At 48.8% G+C, this 17865-nt stretch carries 14 protein-coding genes, 1 pseudogene and 1 riboswitch; of the genes and pseudogenes, 8 read left to right on the top strand and 7 right to left on the bottom strand.

Annotated features, from left to right (window positions below; genetic code table 11):
* Window positions 1–16 precede the first annotated feature (16 nt).
* Window positions 17–982 (bottom strand): ABC transporter substrate-binding protein, encoded by a 966-nt coding sequence (locus ACZ5LF_RS01470; protein ID WP_380570829.1) that lies wholly within the window; start codon window positions 980–982, stop codon window positions 17–19.
* A 111-nt stretch (window positions 983–1093) separates the two neighbouring features.
* Between ACZ5LF_RS01470 and ACZ5LF_RS01465 the strand changes: the two genes are divergently transcribed.
* Window positions 1094–2113, top strand: coding sequence for an NAD(P)/FAD-dependent oxidoreductase (locus ACZ5LF_RS01465; RefSeq protein ID WP_380570828.1), 1020 nt, complete (start codon window positions 1094–1096; stop codon window positions 2111–2113).
* Between the two features lie 90 nt (window positions 2114–2203).
* Window positions 2204–2301, top strand: a riboswitch (SAM riboswitch).
* 79 nt (window positions 2302–2380) lie between these two features.
* Window positions 2381–3673, top strand: coding sequence for a Na+/H+ antiporter NhaC family protein (locus ACZ5LF_RS01460; RefSeq protein WP_380570827.1), 1293 nt, complete (start codon window positions 2381–2383; stop codon window positions 3671–3673).
* A gap of 55 nt (window positions 3674–3728) precedes the next feature.
* On the opposite strand, the gene ACZ5LF_RS01455 is transcribed toward ACZ5LF_RS01460, so the two are convergent.
* A complete protein-coding gene (locus ACZ5LF_RS01455; RefSeq protein WP_380570826.1) occupies window positions 3729–4898 on the bottom strand; it encodes a M20 metallopeptidase family protein in 1170 nt (389 codons plus the stop codon).
* Window positions 4899–4918: 20 nt separating this feature from the next.
* A complete protein-coding gene (locus ACZ5LF_RS01450; protein WP_380570825.1) occupies window positions 4919–6448 on the bottom strand; it encodes an AbgT family transporter in 1530 nt (509 codons plus the stop codon).
* Window positions 6449–6712: 264 nt separating this feature from the next.
* On the opposite strand from ACZ5LF_RS01450, the gene glnA reads away from it, so the two are divergent.
* From glnA to ACZ5LF_RS01435, 3 genes and pseudogenes are all read left to right on the top strand, one after another.
* A complete protein-coding gene (glnA, locus tag ACZ5LF_RS01445) occupies window positions 6713–8047 on the top strand; it encodes a type I glutamate--ammonia ligase (protein WP_380570824.1) in 1335 nt (444 codons plus the stop codon).
* 130 nt (window positions 8048–8177) lie between these two features.
* Complete coding sequence (locus ACZ5LF_RS01440) at window positions 8178–8612, top strand: MarR family winged helix-turn-helix transcriptional regulator (RefSeq protein WP_380570823.1); 435 nt, start codon at window positions 8178–8180, stop codon at window positions 8610–8612.
* A 27-nt stretch (window positions 8613–8639) separates the two neighbouring features.
* A pseudogene (locus ACZ5LF_RS01435) lies at window positions 8640–9389 on the top strand (SDR family NAD(P)-dependent oxidoreductase).
* An 83-nt stretch (window positions 9390–9472) separates the two neighbouring features.
* On the opposite strand, the gene ACZ5LF_RS01430 reads toward ACZ5LF_RS01435, so the two are convergent.
* Entirely contained in the window at window positions 9473–10132 is a 660-nt protein-coding gene (locus tag ACZ5LF_RS01430; protein WP_380570822.1) for a haloacid dehalogenase type II, read from the bottom strand.
* 129 nt (window positions 10133–10261) lie between these two features.
* Here ACZ5LF_RS01430 and ACZ5LF_RS01425 point away from each other — a divergent pair, with 129 nt between their 5' ends.
* On the top strand, window positions 10262–10768 hold the full coding sequence (locus ACZ5LF_RS01425) for a peroxiredoxin family protein (RefSeq protein WP_380570821.1): 507 nt from the start codon (window positions 10262–10264) through the stop codon (window positions 10766–10768).
* A gap of 179 nt (window positions 10769–10947) precedes the next feature.
* Window positions 10948–12174 (top strand): hypothetical protein, encoded by a 1227-nt coding sequence (locus ACZ5LF_RS01420; RefSeq protein ID WP_380570820.1) that lies wholly within the window; start codon window positions 10948–10950, stop codon window positions 12172–12174.
* A gap of 53 nt (window positions 12175–12227) precedes the next feature.
* Here ACZ5LF_RS01420 and ACZ5LF_RS01415 read toward each other — a convergent pair whose 3' ends face one another.
* Window positions 12228–13406 (bottom strand): M20 metallopeptidase family protein, encoded by a 1179-nt coding sequence (locus ACZ5LF_RS01415; RefSeq protein WP_380570819.1) that lies wholly within the window; start codon window positions 13404–13406, stop codon window positions 12228–12230.
* Between the two features lie 231 nt (window positions 13407–13637).
* Here ACZ5LF_RS01415 and ACZ5LF_RS01410 point away from each other — a divergent pair, with 231 nt between their 5' ends.
* The gene (locus ACZ5LF_RS01410; RefSeq protein ID WP_380570818.1) at window positions 13638–14801 is read left to right on the top strand and encodes an acyl-CoA dehydrogenase family protein; all 1164 of its coding nucleotides are present in this window, start codon (window positions 13638–13640) and stop codon (window positions 14799–14801) included.
* A gap of 46 nt (window positions 14802–14847) precedes the next feature.
* Here the strand turns inward: ACZ5LF_RS01410 and ACZ5LF_RS01405 are convergent, their stop codons facing one another.
* Both ACZ5LF_RS01405 and ACZ5LF_RS01400 read right to left on the bottom strand, forming a co-directional pair.
* Window positions 14848–17391 carry a heavy metal translocating P-type ATPase gene (locus ACZ5LF_RS01405; RefSeq protein WP_380570817.1) on the bottom strand — a complete coding sequence of 848 codons (2544 nt, stop codon included), beginning with the start codon at window positions 17389–17391 and terminating at the stop codon, window positions 14848–14850.
* On the bottom strand, window positions 17388–17780 hold the full coding sequence (locus ACZ5LF_RS01400; protein ID WP_380570816.1) for an ArsR/SmtB family transcription factor: 393 nt from the start codon (window positions 17778–17780) through the stop codon (window positions 17388–17390). Before ACZ5LF_RS01400 ends, ACZ5LF_RS01405 begins: the two co-directional genes overlap by 4 nt.
* Window positions 17781–17865 lie beyond the last annotated feature (85 nt).

Raw genomic sequence — 17865 nt, 5'->3', positions numbered from 1 at the left:
GTGAGACACCTGCCCATCATTTTTTCGTCAATTCTTCAACGATGACATCCAACTCGTGTTCGAGTGAATAGGGGTCGTTGTAATAGAATGTCGGAGAATCGAATTCGATTACCTGATCATTTTGAACAGCGTCGAGATTTTTCCACACTTCTGTTTCGCGGTATGCATTATCTGCACCGGAATCTCCCGTTCCGACAAATATATAATCCCCTGCATATTTCTCCACTTCTTCAGCCGATATCTTTTTCCACCCTGTCTCCACTACTTCTTCCTGAGTTGCTTCAGGGACTTCCATATCGAGCTCCTGATAGATGATTTCTGTACCGCGGCCCCAATTTGTACCGTAGACATAAATGTCTTTGGCAAACTGTTCCATGACTGTGGCGGTGGCGCCTTCAGGCACGGCTTCTTCAACTTTTTGTCGGGCTTCTTCCGTCTTGGAATCCCATTCTTCCAGCCATTTCTCCGCCTTGTCTTGATTACCTGTAATGTCTGCCAGTTCTTTATGGATATCCAGGTAGTTCCACTTCGCATAGTCGATTGGAATCGTTGGTGCCACAGATTTCAGTTTGTCGAGGTTCTGGTCTGAGTTGAAGGCGATAATCAAATCAGGATTCAAGCTCATGACCTGCTCGACGTTTCCTTCCTCAATCAATTCTATGTCTTCAGTATAAGGTTTCAACACTTCACTTTCTGTAACGCGCTCATGCACGCCCACTACGTTCGCGTCCATCTGCATCAGATTGCCGAAATAGCTCGTCGCCAAAATGACGATGCGTTGGGGGTCTTCAGGTATTTCGACCTCTTCGCCCGCATCGGTCGTATAGGAAACCATTTCTTTATCCTCTATGCCGGATTCTGAAGTTTCTTCTTTCGCGTCAGATGTTTCTCCATTAGAGTCTGATTCCGAGGAGGTGCCGCCTCCGCATGCTGCCATCAACATTACAATGAAAACCATAAGTAATCCAAGCCTTTTCTTCATATATGTACCCGCCTATATCAAATTTTTAAGTGCTGTATATTGATAATCATTCTCAATGACTTTATAATAAATGACCAAGAAGCAAATTTCAATGACTAAGGGTGAAATATTATGAAAATTTCCGACACACTCATAATCGGAGGCGGGCCAGCTGGATTATATGCCAGTTTCTATGCAGGATTGCGTGGCATGAGCGTACAGCTCATCGATCATCACCCCGAACTCGGAGGAAAACTCAACATCTATCCCGAAAAGATGGTCTGGGATATCGGAGGCGTCGCGCCTGCGCCTGCCGACCAGATCCGCCAGCAGATGATTGATCAGGCAAAGACTTTCGATCCGGAAATCCATGTGTCTACGACATGTGAAGCAATCCATCAACACCAGGATTATTTCGAGGTGGCTACAGACAAAGGACCGCTATTCAGCCGCACGCTCATCGTCGCTTCCGGCCGGGGCATCTTCTCGCCCGTCAAACTTACAGTCGAAGGTGCGGAGTCTGGTGGATTCAGCAACCTCCATTATACAGTCAAGCGCCTTGATCGTTTCAAGGGACGTGACATCCTCATCTCTGGCGCCGGCAACACTGCCATTGACTGGGCAGAAGCGCTGTGCAATATCGCGTCATCCGTCACCTTGGTCTACCGGAGCGAAGAGATGAAGGGGCACGAGGCGATGATCGCCTCCCTCCACCAAAAAGAAAATCTCCATATGTGTCCGCAGTGCCAGATCGACGCCCTCATCCCTGATGAGATAACAGAGGAAATTGCCGCTGTCCGCCTGTCCAACGGCCACATGATTGATGTCGACGATGTCCTGGTCAGCCATGGATATGAATCAAACTGCACATTCCTCGACGCGCTAAGGGGAAAAATTCCATTAAACGAGCACCAGATGATATTGACTGATGATATCGTCGATACACCTGTGCCGGGATTATTTGCATGTGGCGACCAGATCACCTACGACGATAAAGTACACCTCATTGCAGGGTGTTTTACAGAGGCGGCACAAGCCGCGAACCACGCCAAGAAATTCCTTCAATCCGATGCGCCGGCAGAAGGCATGGTCTCTTCCCATAACGATATATTCAAGGAAAAGAACAGACAGCTCATCAAAAACAGACGATGAAGGCCCGGGGCCCATCATATGGTTCCAGCCGCACACTATTGACACTCCAACTAAAAAAAGGTAGAGTGGATTAAAATTAAATCGAGAAATTTCTTATCCAGAGAGGTGGAGGGACTGGCCCTATGAAGCCTCGGCAACACCCAAGGGACTGTGCCAATTCCAGAAGCATCATGCTTGAAAGATAAGAAGAGATATCATTGCCCTCTTCTTCCATATGTAGAGGGCTTTTTATTTTCTCAGACCACCAACCATCTGGAGTGATAGATTATGACAAAAAACACCCGCGGTAATCCCCTCGCACTATTGCCCCTGCTCGTTTTCGTACTGCTTTTCCTTGGAACGGGCATCGTGGCGCAGGACTTCTATGCCATGCCGATTACCGTCGCGGTGATCATCGCCATCATCGCCGCCATGCTGCTCAAGCCAAAAGAACGCCTGAACGATAAAATCGCTGTGCTCACCCGGGGTGCCGGACAGGAAAACATCATGCTGATGGTCATCATCTTCCTGCTTGCCGGCGCTTTTTCACAAGTTGCAGAGAATATGGGGGCCGTCGACTCGACCGTCAACTTCGGGCTGGCCTTTCTGCCAAGCAGCCTTCTGCTCGTCGGCCTGTTTGTGATTTCATGCTTCATCTCCATCTCGATGGGCACATCGACCGGTACGGTCGCCGCGCTGGTCCCCATCGCCGTCGGCATTGCAGGCCAAACCGACCTTGCTTTGGCGTTGACTGTGGCGACGGTCATAGGTGGCGCAATGTTTGGGGATAATTTGTCCATCATCTCTGACACGACCATCGTCTCCACCCAATCCCAGGAGGTGAAGATGGTGGACAAGTTCAAGACGAACTTTCTGATCGTCCTGCCCGGTGCCATAATTACGATGATCATACTATGGTTCATTTCGTCCGGCCAATCTGCAACTGCCGGAAGCGATGGGGGTTACAGCCTACTTAAGGTGTTACCGTATCTGCTTGTCCTCATCATCGCACTGAGCGGCGTCAATGTACTGCTCGTGCTTTTGAGCGGCATCGTGTTTGCAGGAATTGTCGGTCTTGCCGACGGTTCCTATACAGTGACTTCGCTGATCGCCGCTGCCGGCGAGGGCATCGGCAACATGCAGGAGATTGCCGTCATTACGATACTGATCGGCGGCCTCATCGCACTGATCCAGCATTACGGCGGAATCGACTACCTGCTCCACTTCATTACGGACAGGATCCATACTAGGCGCGGGGCTGAGTTCGGCATTGCCACCCTGGTCAGCGTGACCGATTTGAGTACCGCCAACAATACAATTTCCATCATCATCACAGGCCCCCTCGCCCGTGACATTGCTGATGAGTACGGGGTCGACCGTAAGAAATCCGCCAGCATCCTCGATATTTTCGCCTCGGCATTCCAGGGCATCATCCCCTATGGTGCACAGATGCTTGCAGCGGCCGGGCTGGCCAGCATTTCACCCATTGCCCTTATACCGTTCGCCATCTATCCAGCAATGCTGCTTATCTCTGGACTTATCGCCATCGCCATCGGATTCCCAAAGAAGTTGAATTCCTGACGAAAATAAAGCGGCCCCTCCATGCGTCATCGACGTGCGGAGGGGCTGCTTTATTTTAGTGTTTTCCCATATTCAAGGCGACAAGGACCATCATTTTGACCCCGTCGCTGAAACTGTCTTCATCGATGCCGAACTTAGGGTGGTGGTGGGGATACTCCATATCCTTCTCGCGGCTGCCTGCACCAATGAAGGCATATGTCCCTGGAATCTTCTGTGAGAAAGCCGAGAAATCTTCTCCGCCCATAGCCATCGGATATTCAAAGATGGCTCCACCGAATTCCGCCACTGCAATCTCTCTGACCTGGTCTGTCATATCATGATTATTGATGACAGCAGAATAGCCGTAGTTGAAGGTGAAATTGAACGTCGCATTGTACATGCTGCATACACCTTCGATGGCTTTTTCCATCCGCTCTTTAACTAACTCCCGTGTATTTCCATCTATAGTACGGACACTGCCCTCAAGCATCGCAGTATCAGGGATTATATTTTTTGCGGTGCCTGCATTGAATTTCGTCGTAGAGATGACCACGGAATCCAAGGGGGAAGTAATCCGCGAAACGATGCTCTGGAACTGGGCGACGATCTGACTGCCGATCACCACCGGATCGATTGCGTTTTCAGGCTGGGAGGCATGGCCGCCGCTCCCTTGGATCTTAAGCTCAAAAGTATCTGAATTGGATGTGACTGCACCGTTGGTGATGCCAATCTTGCCGGTTGGAATCGGTGTGAAAAGATGCTGGCCATAAATGAAATCGAGTTCATCGAAAAGCCCTGTCGCCACCATTTCGCGCGCCCCGCCCGGCGGCACTTCCTCAGCGTGCTGGAAAATCAGATAGATGGTGCCATGTAGCTGATCAACGTTTTTGCTCAACACTTTTGCTGCCCCGAGCAAAATGGCGGCGTGGCCATCATGGCCGCACGCATGCATCGTCCCTTCATTTTCAGACACAAAATCGATGTCTTCACGCTCTTCCTGGATCTCAAGCGCATCGATATCCGCCCGGAGGCCAATCTTTTTCCCGGGATGAGCACCCTTTATCACGCCGAGGACACTTGTGTCAGTCGGCCGTGATACTTCAATACCCCCCATTTCAGAGAGTGCCTTTTCAATGTATCCACTCGTCCAAACCTCATGAAACGACACTTCCGGATGACGATGCATCTCCCTTCTCCATTCTTTGACTGCTCCCATAACTGCTTCTATCTGTTGATTGACATTCATTTCCATTTACTCCTTGATATTTATTTTTCAGGCAAGTAGATTGGTCCATCAATACCCAGAGGGATGCCGATCAAATACCATACAATCAGCAGGATCGTCCAGGCAAAGAATAATACGATCGAATATGGCAGCAACGCTGACAGCAAAGTACCAAGCCCCGCGTCCTTATCGTACTTTTGCGCAAAAGCCAGTAACAGCGGCAGGTACGGCAGCATCGGAGTGATCGGGTTCGTAAATGAATCCCCGATCCGGTAGAGCATCTGGGTGAAGGCTGGGTCGAAACCGAGCAGCATGAACATCGGGACGAAGACCGGGGCCAGAATCGCCCACTTTGCAGAAGCGCTGCCTATGAGCAGATTGACGAGACCAGCCAATAGGATAAAACCGATGATGAGCGGGATGCCGGAAGCGTTCGCCGCTTCCAGTAAATTCGCGCCCTTGATCGCAATGATCGGCCCCAGATTACTCCAGCTGAAATAAGCGAGCATCTGGGCGGCGAAGAAGACAAGCACGATGTAGCTTCCCATCGTTCCCATCGCCGAGCCGAGCATGCTGCCGAAATCCCTGGTCGACCGTACGGTGCCCGCCTTCATTCCATAGACCAGACCAGGCACAAAGAAGAGGATGGTCAGTATGAAAATGATCGAATCCATAAAAGGAGATTCCTGGATGATTGAGCCAGTCTCAGCATTACGGAAAATCCCATTTTCCGGCAATAGAAAAACCATGAATACAATGAAAGTCAGTAACGCGGAAATATTGGCCCAACGCAGCGCTATAATCTCTTTTTTCTCAAGCGGCTGATGATCAGCCGTCTCCACCCCTTCATATGTACCGAGGCGGGGCACTGTGATTTTCTTGGTTACGATATAGACGATGAACAGCAGGAAGAAAGTTGCGACTGCCGTAAAATAGTAGTTCATCAGTATGTTGCCTGTATAATCCGGCGCAATCAGCTGGGCCGCAGGTTCTGTGAACGCAATCGCCAGCGCCTCTGTCATACCAGGAATAAGGTTGGCGGCAAATGCACCGAGGGAGGCCGCATAAGCCATGACCAGACCGACGAATGGGTGGTAGCCAAGCTTCATGACCACCATCGCCGCGATGGGCGGCAGGATGATCGGTGCTGCATCACCGGCGACGTTGCCGAGTATGCCGACAAGGATGATGGCCGGGAGTATGAGTGCTTTCGGCGAAACTTCGATCGCGCGCTTCATTGCTGTTTCGAAGTAGCCGGACTTATCGGCGATGCCGATGCCGATCATAACGACCAGCACCATGCCGAGCGGCGGGAATTCACTGAAGTTCGTGATTGCGCCAGTGAATATGCGGACGATGCCTTCCCCATTCAGCAGATTCACAGCCTGGATCGTTTCGCCATCTGCCGGGTTTTCAGCTTCCCAATTCATTGTACCCCCGAGGAATGACGCACCGAGGATAATGAACATAAGTATGATGAACAATACAATCGGATCGGGCAGTCTGTTACCGACCCGCTCGACGATATCGAGGAAGCGGTTGAATAGGCCTTTCTTCTTATTACCTTCCATAAAACACCGTCCTTTTAGTTAGATTTTTGACAATAGTTTCATTATTCCAAATGTCAAAGAACATCACAATGCTTATTTTAATATTCTAAAAACATTCGATTGGGAAGATAACATCTCGAATATCCTAAGCCCTTTTTCAGCCAACAGAATTATTCGATAGAAACCCTGTCTCAATGTTTGGACACCCCACTGTCGAGGTAAATATGTATAGAAGCGTGTCGAATATAATGTCGACACCAAATAACATAGGAGTGTGTTAATTTTATGACCGAGTACTCGAGGGAAGATATTCTAAAGATGGCTGAGGAACAAAATGTGAGGTATATCAGGCTTCAATTCACTGATATTGTAGGCCACATCAAAAACGTGGAAATTCCTTACCGCCACCTGGATAAGGCATTGGATGGAGAAATGATGTTCGACGGTTCTTCTATTGAAGGTTTTGTGCGCCTGGAGGAGTCCGATATGTATCTTAAGCCCGACCTGAATACTTGGGTCATCTTCCCCTGGTCACAAGACGATACTAAGATCGGTAGACTGATCTGCGATGTCTACTGCATTGATGGACAGCCGTTCGAAGGAGATCCCCGTTCGAATTTAAAGCGTGTAGTCAGTGAAATGCAAGAGATGGGCTATGACAAGTTCAACCTTGGTGCGGAACCGGAGTTCTTCCTATTCAAACTGGATAAAGCCGGTCAACCTACAACCGAGCCAAGTGATGAAGGTGGCTATTTCGACTTAGCCGCGATGGATGACGGTGAAGAATGCCGCCGGGAAATATCGCGCACACTTGAAGAGATGGGCTTTGATATTGAAATGTTCCACCATGAGAATGCCCCCGGCCAACAGGAGATCAGTTTCGAATATTCAGATGCAGTCACCACATCCGATAATATACAGACGTTCAAGCTTGTCGCTAAAACTGTCGCCAGACGTTATAATCTGCATGCCACATTCATGCCAAAACCAATCGATAACCAGTCCGGCAGCGGTATGCACTACAACGTTTCATTATTCAGAGATGGCGAGAATGTCTTCTATGATGAGAAGGATGAGTTTGGCTTAAGTAAGGAAATGCGTCACTTTATGGCCGGACTGCTTGATCATGCCAGAGGCTATACTGCTATATGCAATCCGCTTGTCAATTCCTATAAGCGTATCCAATCAGGCTTTGAGGCGCCTCGTTACATCGCCTGGAGTGGACATAACCGTTCACCACTCCTCCGCATACCTTCCACACGTGGAGCGGCAACACGGGCGGAAGTGCGTTCCCTCGACCCTTCCGCCAATCCGTATCTCGCAACCGCCGTCATCTTGAATGCCGGGCTCGACGGCATCAAAAACGAGACCGAGCTCGACACGCCTGTAGATGAAAACATCTATGAGATGACGAAGCATCAAAGGGAAGTTGAAAATGTAGAAGACCTCCCGACGACGCTCTATACTGCACTTAAGGCGCTTAACGAGGACACTGTCATTCAAGAAGCCCTCGGCAGCCATATATACAAGCAGTTCCACGACAACAAATCGCTTGAATGGAAGATGTACAGCGCGCAAGTCACCGATTGGGAACTTGATGAGTATCTTACACAATACTAAAAGTAGAAACCGCCTATAAACTAGGCGGTTTTTGCTGCATATATATCTTAGTGCTAAATATCTTATTTATAAGGTAGTTTATGCTACAATGGTTCCAAGGAAGAATTTCTAAGTAAAGGAGGTGTCAATCATGAAGCATTCCACATTTATCGAGCTTATTCATACTTCAGAAATGCTGAGTGATAAGGCGATCGTCCATTACTTGAAGACATTCAACCGTAACATCAGCGTGTCGCAGATCATCGTACTCAACCGCCTGGATGAAGAAGGCCCCCAGATGCCTTCCCGTCTCGCGCGCGTCCTCGGCTATACTACAGGGGCCATGACGGGCATCGCCAATAAGCTGATACAGTCAGGATACGCGAGGCGCTGTACCCAAGAAAACGACAGGCGTGTCAGCAAGCTCGTTATAACAGACGCCGGCAGGGTTTTGTTGGAAGAAGCCCATGCACATGGGCTAAAGATGCGGGAGACACTCTACTCTGTACTCACCGATGACGAACTCAACGAGTATCTCAGCATACAGAAGAAACTGCTCCATCATCTGATGGATGACGACCGTTGAAAAATATCATTTAAAAGGAGCTTGATCATGAGACTGGAAGGTAAAGTAGGTATCATCACTGGAAGTGCGTCCGGAATCGGACGCGGAATCGCACTTGCTATGGCAAAAGAAGGCGCCCGCATCGCCATCGTGGACATCAATGAAGAAAAAGGACAGTAGACACTCGAGGAAATCAACCAATACACTGAAGGCATGTTGATCATCAAAGACATTTCAAAAGAAGAAAATGTCAAATCTATCGTCGACAGTGTTGCAGATAAATTTGGCGGCATCGACATCCTCGTCAATAATGCGCATGCATCCAAACAAGCCATGCTGATGGATACGACACTCGATATGTTCGATCTGTCATTCAATACGGGATTCTACCCGACTTTCCACTTCATGAAGGCATGTCACCCATACTTGAAGAAAAGTGAAGGCAAGGTCATCAACTTTGCTTCCGGCGCCGGTATAAACGGGCAGCCGACACAGACTGCATATGCAGCAGCCAAAGAAGCCATCCGTGGCATGACTCGGGTTGCAGCCAACGAGTGGGGGCCTGACAACATCAATGTCAACATCATCTCACCGATTGCCAAAACTGAAGGTGTTGAAGCATGGAGCAAGAGCGATCCTGAGCAATATGAAGAAATGGTCAATGCCATTCCATTGCGCCGACTTGGCGATCCTCAAAATGACATCGGCAAAACAGCTGTCTTCCTAGCCAGCGAAGACTCCGACTACATCACTGGACAGACTATTATGGTCGATGGCGGATCCACTAAATTATACTAAACTGGATTGCTCCAGTTATATATATCTGAAAAGAAGCAGCCCCATCCGGTTGGATGAGGCTGCTTCTGTTGTGTCTTCTACGCTTAGAGCCACTCAAGTATGCCTCTAAGATCCGTATAAGCCTTCTCAGGCTGTATATCCAGGGTGTCGGGCTGATTGCGTCCTCGATTGATCCATGCTGTATGGAAACCGAAACTTGCCGCCCCCATAATGTCCCAGCTGTTGGAGGACATGAACAACACCTCATCTCGGTTGACATCAAGCTGGTCAAGGGCATAGGCATAGGCAGGGGCAGCCGGCTTATATTGTTTTACGCCATCTGCACTGATGATCTTGTCGATATGCGGTTCGATCTGCGAACCGGAAACAAGCGGCTCGATCATATTGGAAGATCCGTTCGAAAAGATGACGCGTTGCACCCCTTTGCATCCAGCAAGCACATCTTCGACTTCATCAAACAATTCGAGCTCCAGATAGGCATCCATCAATGTCTTGATTTCCTGCTGTGACGGCTTTACGCCTTCTGCTTTACAGGCAAACACTAAAGCATCTTCGGTAAGTTCATCGAAAGGCCGATAACGTCCCATCAGCTGACGCTGGAAGAAATATTCCAGCTGTTTTTTACGCCATGCTATGCTGATTGATTTCCCCTTTTCCGGAAAAAATTTTTCACAAGCTTTCTTTAGGGAATGTACATCATATAGTGTTCCGTACGCATCGAACACCAATGCCTTTATCATCATAATTGCCTCCTCGAGTATCTGATGATGGACTTCTACCCTATTCTTCCATCGAAAAACCAATAGGCAGAGAGTTGGACAGTTCAATCCTGATTCCTGTAATATGAATTGATGGAAAGGGGTGGAGCAATAATGCCACAATTTAAACTGAATGAACAATTCCCTGACTTCTCACTCGAATCGCTAGAAGGAGAAACATTGACTTTTTCCGACGTTTTAGCGGAAAAAGGGAACCATTGGCATCTCATCGTGTACTTCCGCGGTTCATGGTGCCCGGCGTGCGTGGAAGAATTGGATGAATTCGAATCAAGCAAAAGCTACTTCGACAAGCACAACATCAATTTGATCACCATCACGCACGACGACAAGGAAGATCTAGAGAAAATGATTGACGATCATGGGTTCACTTTCCCAGTGCTCGTCGATGATGATTATGAATTCCTCGATAAATATGGTATACATTACCATGGGGAAGACGCCCCCTATGAAGATCATGGAAGACATCCTGAACCAGCCTATTTCCTGACGGATGAAGGCGGTAGATTGATGTATCAGCAGAAACAGACGAGCCCATTCGGCCGGCCGCACCCAAATGAGCTGCGTAAAATCATCCAATATATCAGAAAAAACCTAAAATGATGAGGCGTAGGCCCCCATTCTGGAGCTTATCTGGGGTGGGGGATTATTATTGCCGCTTTCCGTAAAATGGCCATGGGAACAATCCCGAAAAAAGCCGAAAATTTATATACATAAAACATATTTTTTGTCATTATGGTTATATAAATAACAAGAATGTTTAAATGATAGGAGCTGGATATATGGAGAGGATCAGCATCGCACTATTCACAGCACCTGGCATCGCCGGCCGCGTCAGTGCGAACCTTATAGATAACTTGCCCGGCATGCTCGAATATTACATTACAGATGAATATGAGTGGTATGTCGATTATCAGGAGGATATTCTCACGGGGGGGACGAACGATTCATATAAGGTCATAGAAGCTGTGTCGGATAAGAAGGACCAGGGGGATTGGGATTACGCCATCGCCTTGACTGATCTGCCAGTTTTTGAAGACGAGAAACCAGTGGTCGCCGAAGCATTGAGAGATAAAAATGTCGGCTTCATCAGCCTACCGGGATTCGGCTTCACCAAAATGGAGAAACGGGTACAGGAAGCCATATTGCAGCTGGTGAATGAAATCTATTACGGTACATCTGATTCATCACGTGAAGAGGCACAGGAATATATCGACTCGAAAGATCCACAGAAATACGATGCTTTGCGCAATAAAGGGTCGCGCGAACTTATCGGGGGTCGATTGTTCGAACGTTTTTCACCCCTTATCCGTGAAAGGCCCATCGAGGAAGACGCTGGGGTTGCCGTCCGCTATACCGTCAAATCGCGCATGAGTGGCATGCTCCGCATTATTTCTGGTATGGTTTTCGCCAATGAGCCATGGAAGATGTTCCCATCATTTTTGAAGATACTGATCATCGCCTTTACGACTGGATCATATGCTTTGGTGTTTCCAACATTATGGAAATTAAGCGATGAGTACAGTGTAATACGACTGTTCCTACTTATGTGTGCAGCCATCCTGGCACTTGTCGGATGGATCATCATGGCCCATCAACTTTGGGAAAAGAAAGATGAAAATAACAACAAATTCATACGCAAAATGAACAATGCTTCGACTTTCTTTACATTACTCCTAACCGTCATGATGTATTATGTTCTTCTTCTCATCCTATTTCTGGCGACGACCTTCATGCTGGTTCCGCCAAGTGGACTCGAAACCCAGTTATCACGTGACATCGCCATCTTCGACTTTCTCATCATCGCCTGGACTGCAGCCAGCATCTCGACCCTCATTGGGGGACTCGGCTCAGCTTTCGAAGACGAGCAGGTTGTGCTCGACAGCACATATGGCTACAGACAGCGCCAGCGCCATGAAAAGATCAAAAAGCAGCGTGAGAAGGAAAAGGAGAAGGAAAAAGCACAGCGAGAAGAATACGAAGGTGAAGACGAAGACGAAAATAATTAATGTTCCCCCTGACCATAGCCGAATGTATCCGGCTGATGGTCGGGGATTTTTTATCACTTGTCTTTCTTCAATGTCCGGAGTGTATCCAGGGCAATCTCTGTCATGCCTTCTATCCCGTAGGGAATCGCATCTTCATTAAATCTGAATGAAGGATTATGAAGTGGTTTCTGGGTGTTCCCGGTTGAACTCCCGAGCCAGTAGTATACACCTGGATAGTTCTGCAAAAATCTGCTGAAGTCTTCTCCCCCAAGACTCGGTTTGACGACAGGCAACGCTTTTTCACCGTATAGGCCAGAAAGCGTCGTATGGACCTGATCCGCCCATTTACGGTCATTCACAGTTGCCGGATACCCGTCGAAATACTCGATTTCGACTTCTGCTCCCATGGCAGCCGAGACATTTTCCACGACTGCAAAGAACCGCTTCTTGACTTTATGCTTCATAGCCGCACTTTGGGTGCGGATCGTGCCTTCCAATAAGGCAGTTTCAGCGATGACATTATATTGTGATCCAGCATTGAATTTGCCGATTGTCACGACAGCCGGATCGAAAGGATCTGCATTTCTGCTGACTATCGTCTGGAGTGCCGTGACAATCTGGTTGGTCGCCACTATGGCATCGGTGGTGTCGTGGGGCATTGCAGCATGGCCGCCTGACCGCGTCACTTTTATCTTAAAGCGATCCGAGTTGCCCATGATCGGTCCGGCCATGACACCGAATTCACCCGGCGGCAACTGTGGCCAGACGTGCTGGGCGATCAACACTTCCGGTTTGTACTCGTCAAACACCCCGTCATCCATCATGCGCTGCGATCCGCCTGTCGGCGATTGCTCTTCAGCAGGCTGAAAGATCAGCAGGATGGTCCCTTCGATTTCTTCTCTTCGATTAAGCAGATTTTTGGCGGTGCCATACAGCATAGCTGTATGGGCATCATGACCGCACGCGTGCATCACACCTTCTTTTTCGGAAGAGAATGGTTCGCCTGACATTTCCTTTATAGGCAATGCATCAATATCCGCCCTGAGTCCGATGACCGGCCCGGGCTTCTCCCCTTGAATGACCCCAAGCACACCGGTACCAGCATACCCCCATGTATACGGTACTCCAATATCATCGAGTCTTTGCCGGATCCGCCTCGATGTTTCATGCTCCCCGCTGCTCAACTCTGGATTGCGGTGCAGTTCACGCCTGAACACCACTACTTCTTCTATGATTTTTGGATCGATTGCCATGATATCCCCACTTTACTGAAAAGTCTGTATTATTTGATAATAATATCATATTTCAGTCCATTCCCAAACATTCCGTCTTCGTGACAGGGTGCCTTGGAAACATTTGTATGCACCAAGATAAGAAAATGGAAGAATAAGCAAAGTGCTTTATTTTATTCAATTGAGAAGTACAATGGTGGTATGATGATTTAAATCTTATTTTCAAGGTATGTTTTATAGGAGGCGCATTATATGGATACACTGCAAGCATCGGATCAAAGTAGCCGTTTAGACCTGACTCGTGAGACGGCTAAACGCTTCAAAGAGACGTCACGGATGCATGATGAAAATATCAGCTTTCCTTTCGAGAATTTTGAAGCGTTGAAAGAAATCGGGTATCACAAATTATCCATCCCGAAAGAATATGGCGGCGGAGGCATTTCGATCGAGGAACTGATGCGACACCAGGAAATCATTGCCCGGTATGACGGCGCCACTGCACTGGCCATCGGTTGGCATATGGGCATCATCATGGACATCGGTGAGAAGCGTGCGTGGGATACCGAAAAATACAGAAGTGTCGTCCAGGATGTCTTAAATGATGGGGCCTTAGTCAACAATATCGCTACGGAACCGGCCACCGGCAGTCCGACGCGCGGAGGTAGACCCGAAACGACAGCACAGAAAAAGAATGGCAAATGGATCCTGAACGGACGCAAGACATTCGCCACACTGTCCCCGATACTTAAATATGCCATCGTCAGTGCAACAATCGAAGGCAGTGACGAGGTTGGCAATTTTACCGTCGATACCGCCCTCGAAGGTGTCACAGTGGAGGAAACATGGAATTCCATCGCCATGCGCGCGACCGGCAGCCACGATCTCCTGTTGGAAAATGTGGCAGTCGAAGAGGATGACCTTGTATCCTACCGGACACCAGGTAAGAAGCAACCCGCTGGATGGCTCCTCCATATACCCGCCTGCTACTTGGGCATCGCACGGGCCGCACAGCGTTCTGCTGTACAGTTCGCCAAGTCCTATTCACCAAACAGCATTGAAGGCACCATTTCAGAACTGCCGAATGTCCAGGAAAAACTTGGGCGCATTGAATTGATGCTGATGGAATCCGAGCATTTCCTCTACTCCGTCGCCAGACAGTGGGACGAAAGTGATGATGAGATGCGTGCTGAGATGGGTGGTACGCTCGGCGCAGTCAAAACCTCAGTCGTAAACAAAGCAGTTGATGCTGTCGATCTTGCGATGCGTGTCGTCGGAGCAAAGAGCCTGTCAGAAGACAGCGACCTCCAGCTGCATTACCGCAACGTGCGCGCCGGCATCCATAACCCACCAATGGATGACATGGTGATGGTCGGGCTGGCCAAAAGCAGCATCAGCAGGATCAATGAAGATGATTGAACACAAAAAGGAGAAAGCCACCGGCTTTCTCCTTTTATATTTCCAACTATTTCTGTCTGAGCAGACGCATACTGTTTAATATGACAATGAGTGCTGCGCCCGTATCACTCAACACTGCCATCCACAGCGTCAATACGCCTGGGAATATCAATGCCAGCGCTGCGAATTTCGTCAGCAGTGAGAACCAGACGTTCTGTTTGATGATTCGCAATGCTTTCTGGCTCAGGCTGATGGTGTGCGGCAGTTGTTCAAGGTTATCCGCCATTAGTACAATATCCGCCGTCTCCATTGCCGTGTCCGTTCCAGCACCGCCCATGGCAATGCCGAGATCTGCGGTCGCGAGTGCCGGAGCGTCATTGATGCCGTCTCCGACCATCGCAACGAAGCGTCCCTCATCCTGAAGTTGCTTCACAGCTGAAACTTTATCTTCAGGCATCAATTCTGCAAAATAGCGGTCGATGCCTGTCTCACCTGCAATATTCTTTGCGGTGCCCTCGTTATCGCCGGTCAGCATGACCATTTCGCTCATGCCCATACTCTTGAGTTTTTCTATCGACCGGACTGTGATATCACGGATCGTATCGGTGACTGAAATCAAGCCGAGTGCTTCTGAACGCGTCCCCACTACGACTAGAGTATTGCCTGCCGCCTGCAATGTGTCAATCTGTTCCTCCATGTTGCCGAGCTGTACACCCATCTCCCTGAATAACTTAGGGTTTCCTGCAAAATACTCCAAACCGTCTATCGTGGCTTGGGCACCCTTACCGGCTATGGTCCTATAATCTTCACCGGGCTTGGTGCCGATATTTCTTTCTTCAGCATAGTCGATGATCGCTTTGGCGATCGGATGGGTGGAATGTGCTTCTATCGTGCGGGCGATGCTGAGGAGGGCTTCGGAATCTTTTTCGAAAGAAGCGACTTGGGACACTTTAGGCTGTCCTTCAGTCAATGTACCTGTCTTGTCGAATGCAATCGCCTGGATGGCTCCTGCCTTTTCAAGGAATGTGCCACCTTTAATCAGCACGCCGTTCTTCGCCGCATTACCGATTGCCGAAACGATTGCTACAGGTGTCGATATGACTAGGGCACATGGACAGGCGACAACAAGCAGTGCAAGGCCTTTATAGAGCCATTCGCCCCATGTGCCGAATCCAAACAGCGGCGGTCCGACCATCACCAGCAATGCAAGAATGAAGACAATTGGTGTATATACGTTCGCAAAACGGTCGACGAAGGCTTGCGTCGGGGCTTTCTGCTCCTGTGCTTCTTCGACGAGGTGGATGATTTTGGCAATCGTCGTGTCCTCCACCAATTTCGTCACCGTGACTTCAAGCGAGCCGCTTTCATTGACTGTTCCTGCATAAACGGTATCTCCTCGCCCTTTATCGACAGGGAGCGATTCCCCTGTAATCGGAGCCTGATTGACGCTCGAAGAACCTGCCATCACTTCACCATCAAGCGGCATCTTTTCGCCCGCCCTGATGACGATGACATCGCCGATATCAATCTCTTCTACAGGTTTGGATATAAGGGTGTCCCCACTTTTGACATTCGCTTCCGATGGTGCCAAATTGATGAGTCCACGGATGGAATCGCGTGTCCGTTCGATGGACCTGTTCTGCAAGGCATTCCCTAAAACAAACAGCCACACGACCATCGCACCTTCAAACCATTCGCCGATAAGCGCCGCACCAATGGCGGCAGAAGCCATCAGGACGTTCATATCCAATGAGCCACTCTTGATGGCGTAGTATGCACTCTTGACCGGCTTCATTCCACCAATGACGATGGCAGCTGCATAAAGCAGCGTCACTATGTTTTCTGGCGTACCAGTGAACGATAATATGAAGCCAAGAATCAGGAATGTACCGGATAATGTGGTCGTCGGTATACCTTTTCGTTTTATGTCAGAAGTTTCGCTTTGCCCTTTTTCCTCCAATGTGGCATCAAACCCTGCCCGCTTCACCTCTTTGATGATCTCCCGCGGCTGCAGTGAGTGGTTGACGTGCATCTTGCCGGTGGAAAAATTAACTTTCACATCTTCAACGTTCGGATTTTTGCCGAGATGCTTTTCGATGGTCATCGCGCAGGAACCGCAATCCATCCCTTCCACTTTATACGTTTCAGTGCCGCGCCCTCTATACAATTGCGAGGCTTCAAAACCTAATTTGTGGACTTGTTTTGGAATCTCATCATGAGCGCTTGCTCCATTTGCCGCTACTGTCATCTTTCCGGTGCTGTAATTGATCTGGACCGATTCAATGTCCGGTCTTTTCTTCAAGCTTTTCTCTATGGTTGCCGCACAGGAAGGACAGTCCATCCCCTGTATACGGTATTCTACAGAATTCAGAGGAGCAGCAGATTCTTTCCCTGAAGCCACAGCACTTTCGTCATCCCCTGAACCGCAGCAACTCGAGATGTTCCCACTCGCTTCCGGAGTGGAAGAACAGCAGCTGGAAGTTTCTTCAGCCTTTTCTGCAGTAGATGAGCAGCAGCTTTCTCCCTCTACACTTTCATCTTTTACTTCTGTCGCCCCTCCACTGCAGCACGCTGATTTCTCTGATTCACGTTCTTTTAGTGCCTGCTTCATCTGCCGGCCTCCTCTTTAACTGTTTCTTCATTTGAGTGCACCAGGGCGATTGAAATCAACTGGTGCACGTGATCATCAGCCAGTGAATAGAACACCAGCTTCCCTTCCTTCCGGCTTTTCGCTATATTCATGTTTTTTAAAAGCCTTAGGTGATGGGAAGTGGAGGCCGTCGTCGCCCCGATTATATTCGCCACATCGCAGACGCAGAGTTCATTTTCCAAAGTAAGTGCATAGGCAATCTTCATACGCGTCTTATCCGCCAACGATTTGAAGATCAGTTCTACACCCGCCACCTCTTCGACACGCGGCTGAATGCGATTGACCAGCGCTTCATCATAACAGAATGTTTCACATGTATCGGGTACTGCTTTATTTAAAGTATCATTCATGTCCACACCTCATTCAAATGATCGTTTGATTATATTTTAATTGCATGCAGGAAAGGTGTCAATGAATATATTCAAATGGATGTTT

The sequence above is a fragment of the Salinicoccus siamensis genome (assembly GCF_055391965.1).
This window is presented reverse-complemented; position numbering and strand designations above follow the sequence as displayed.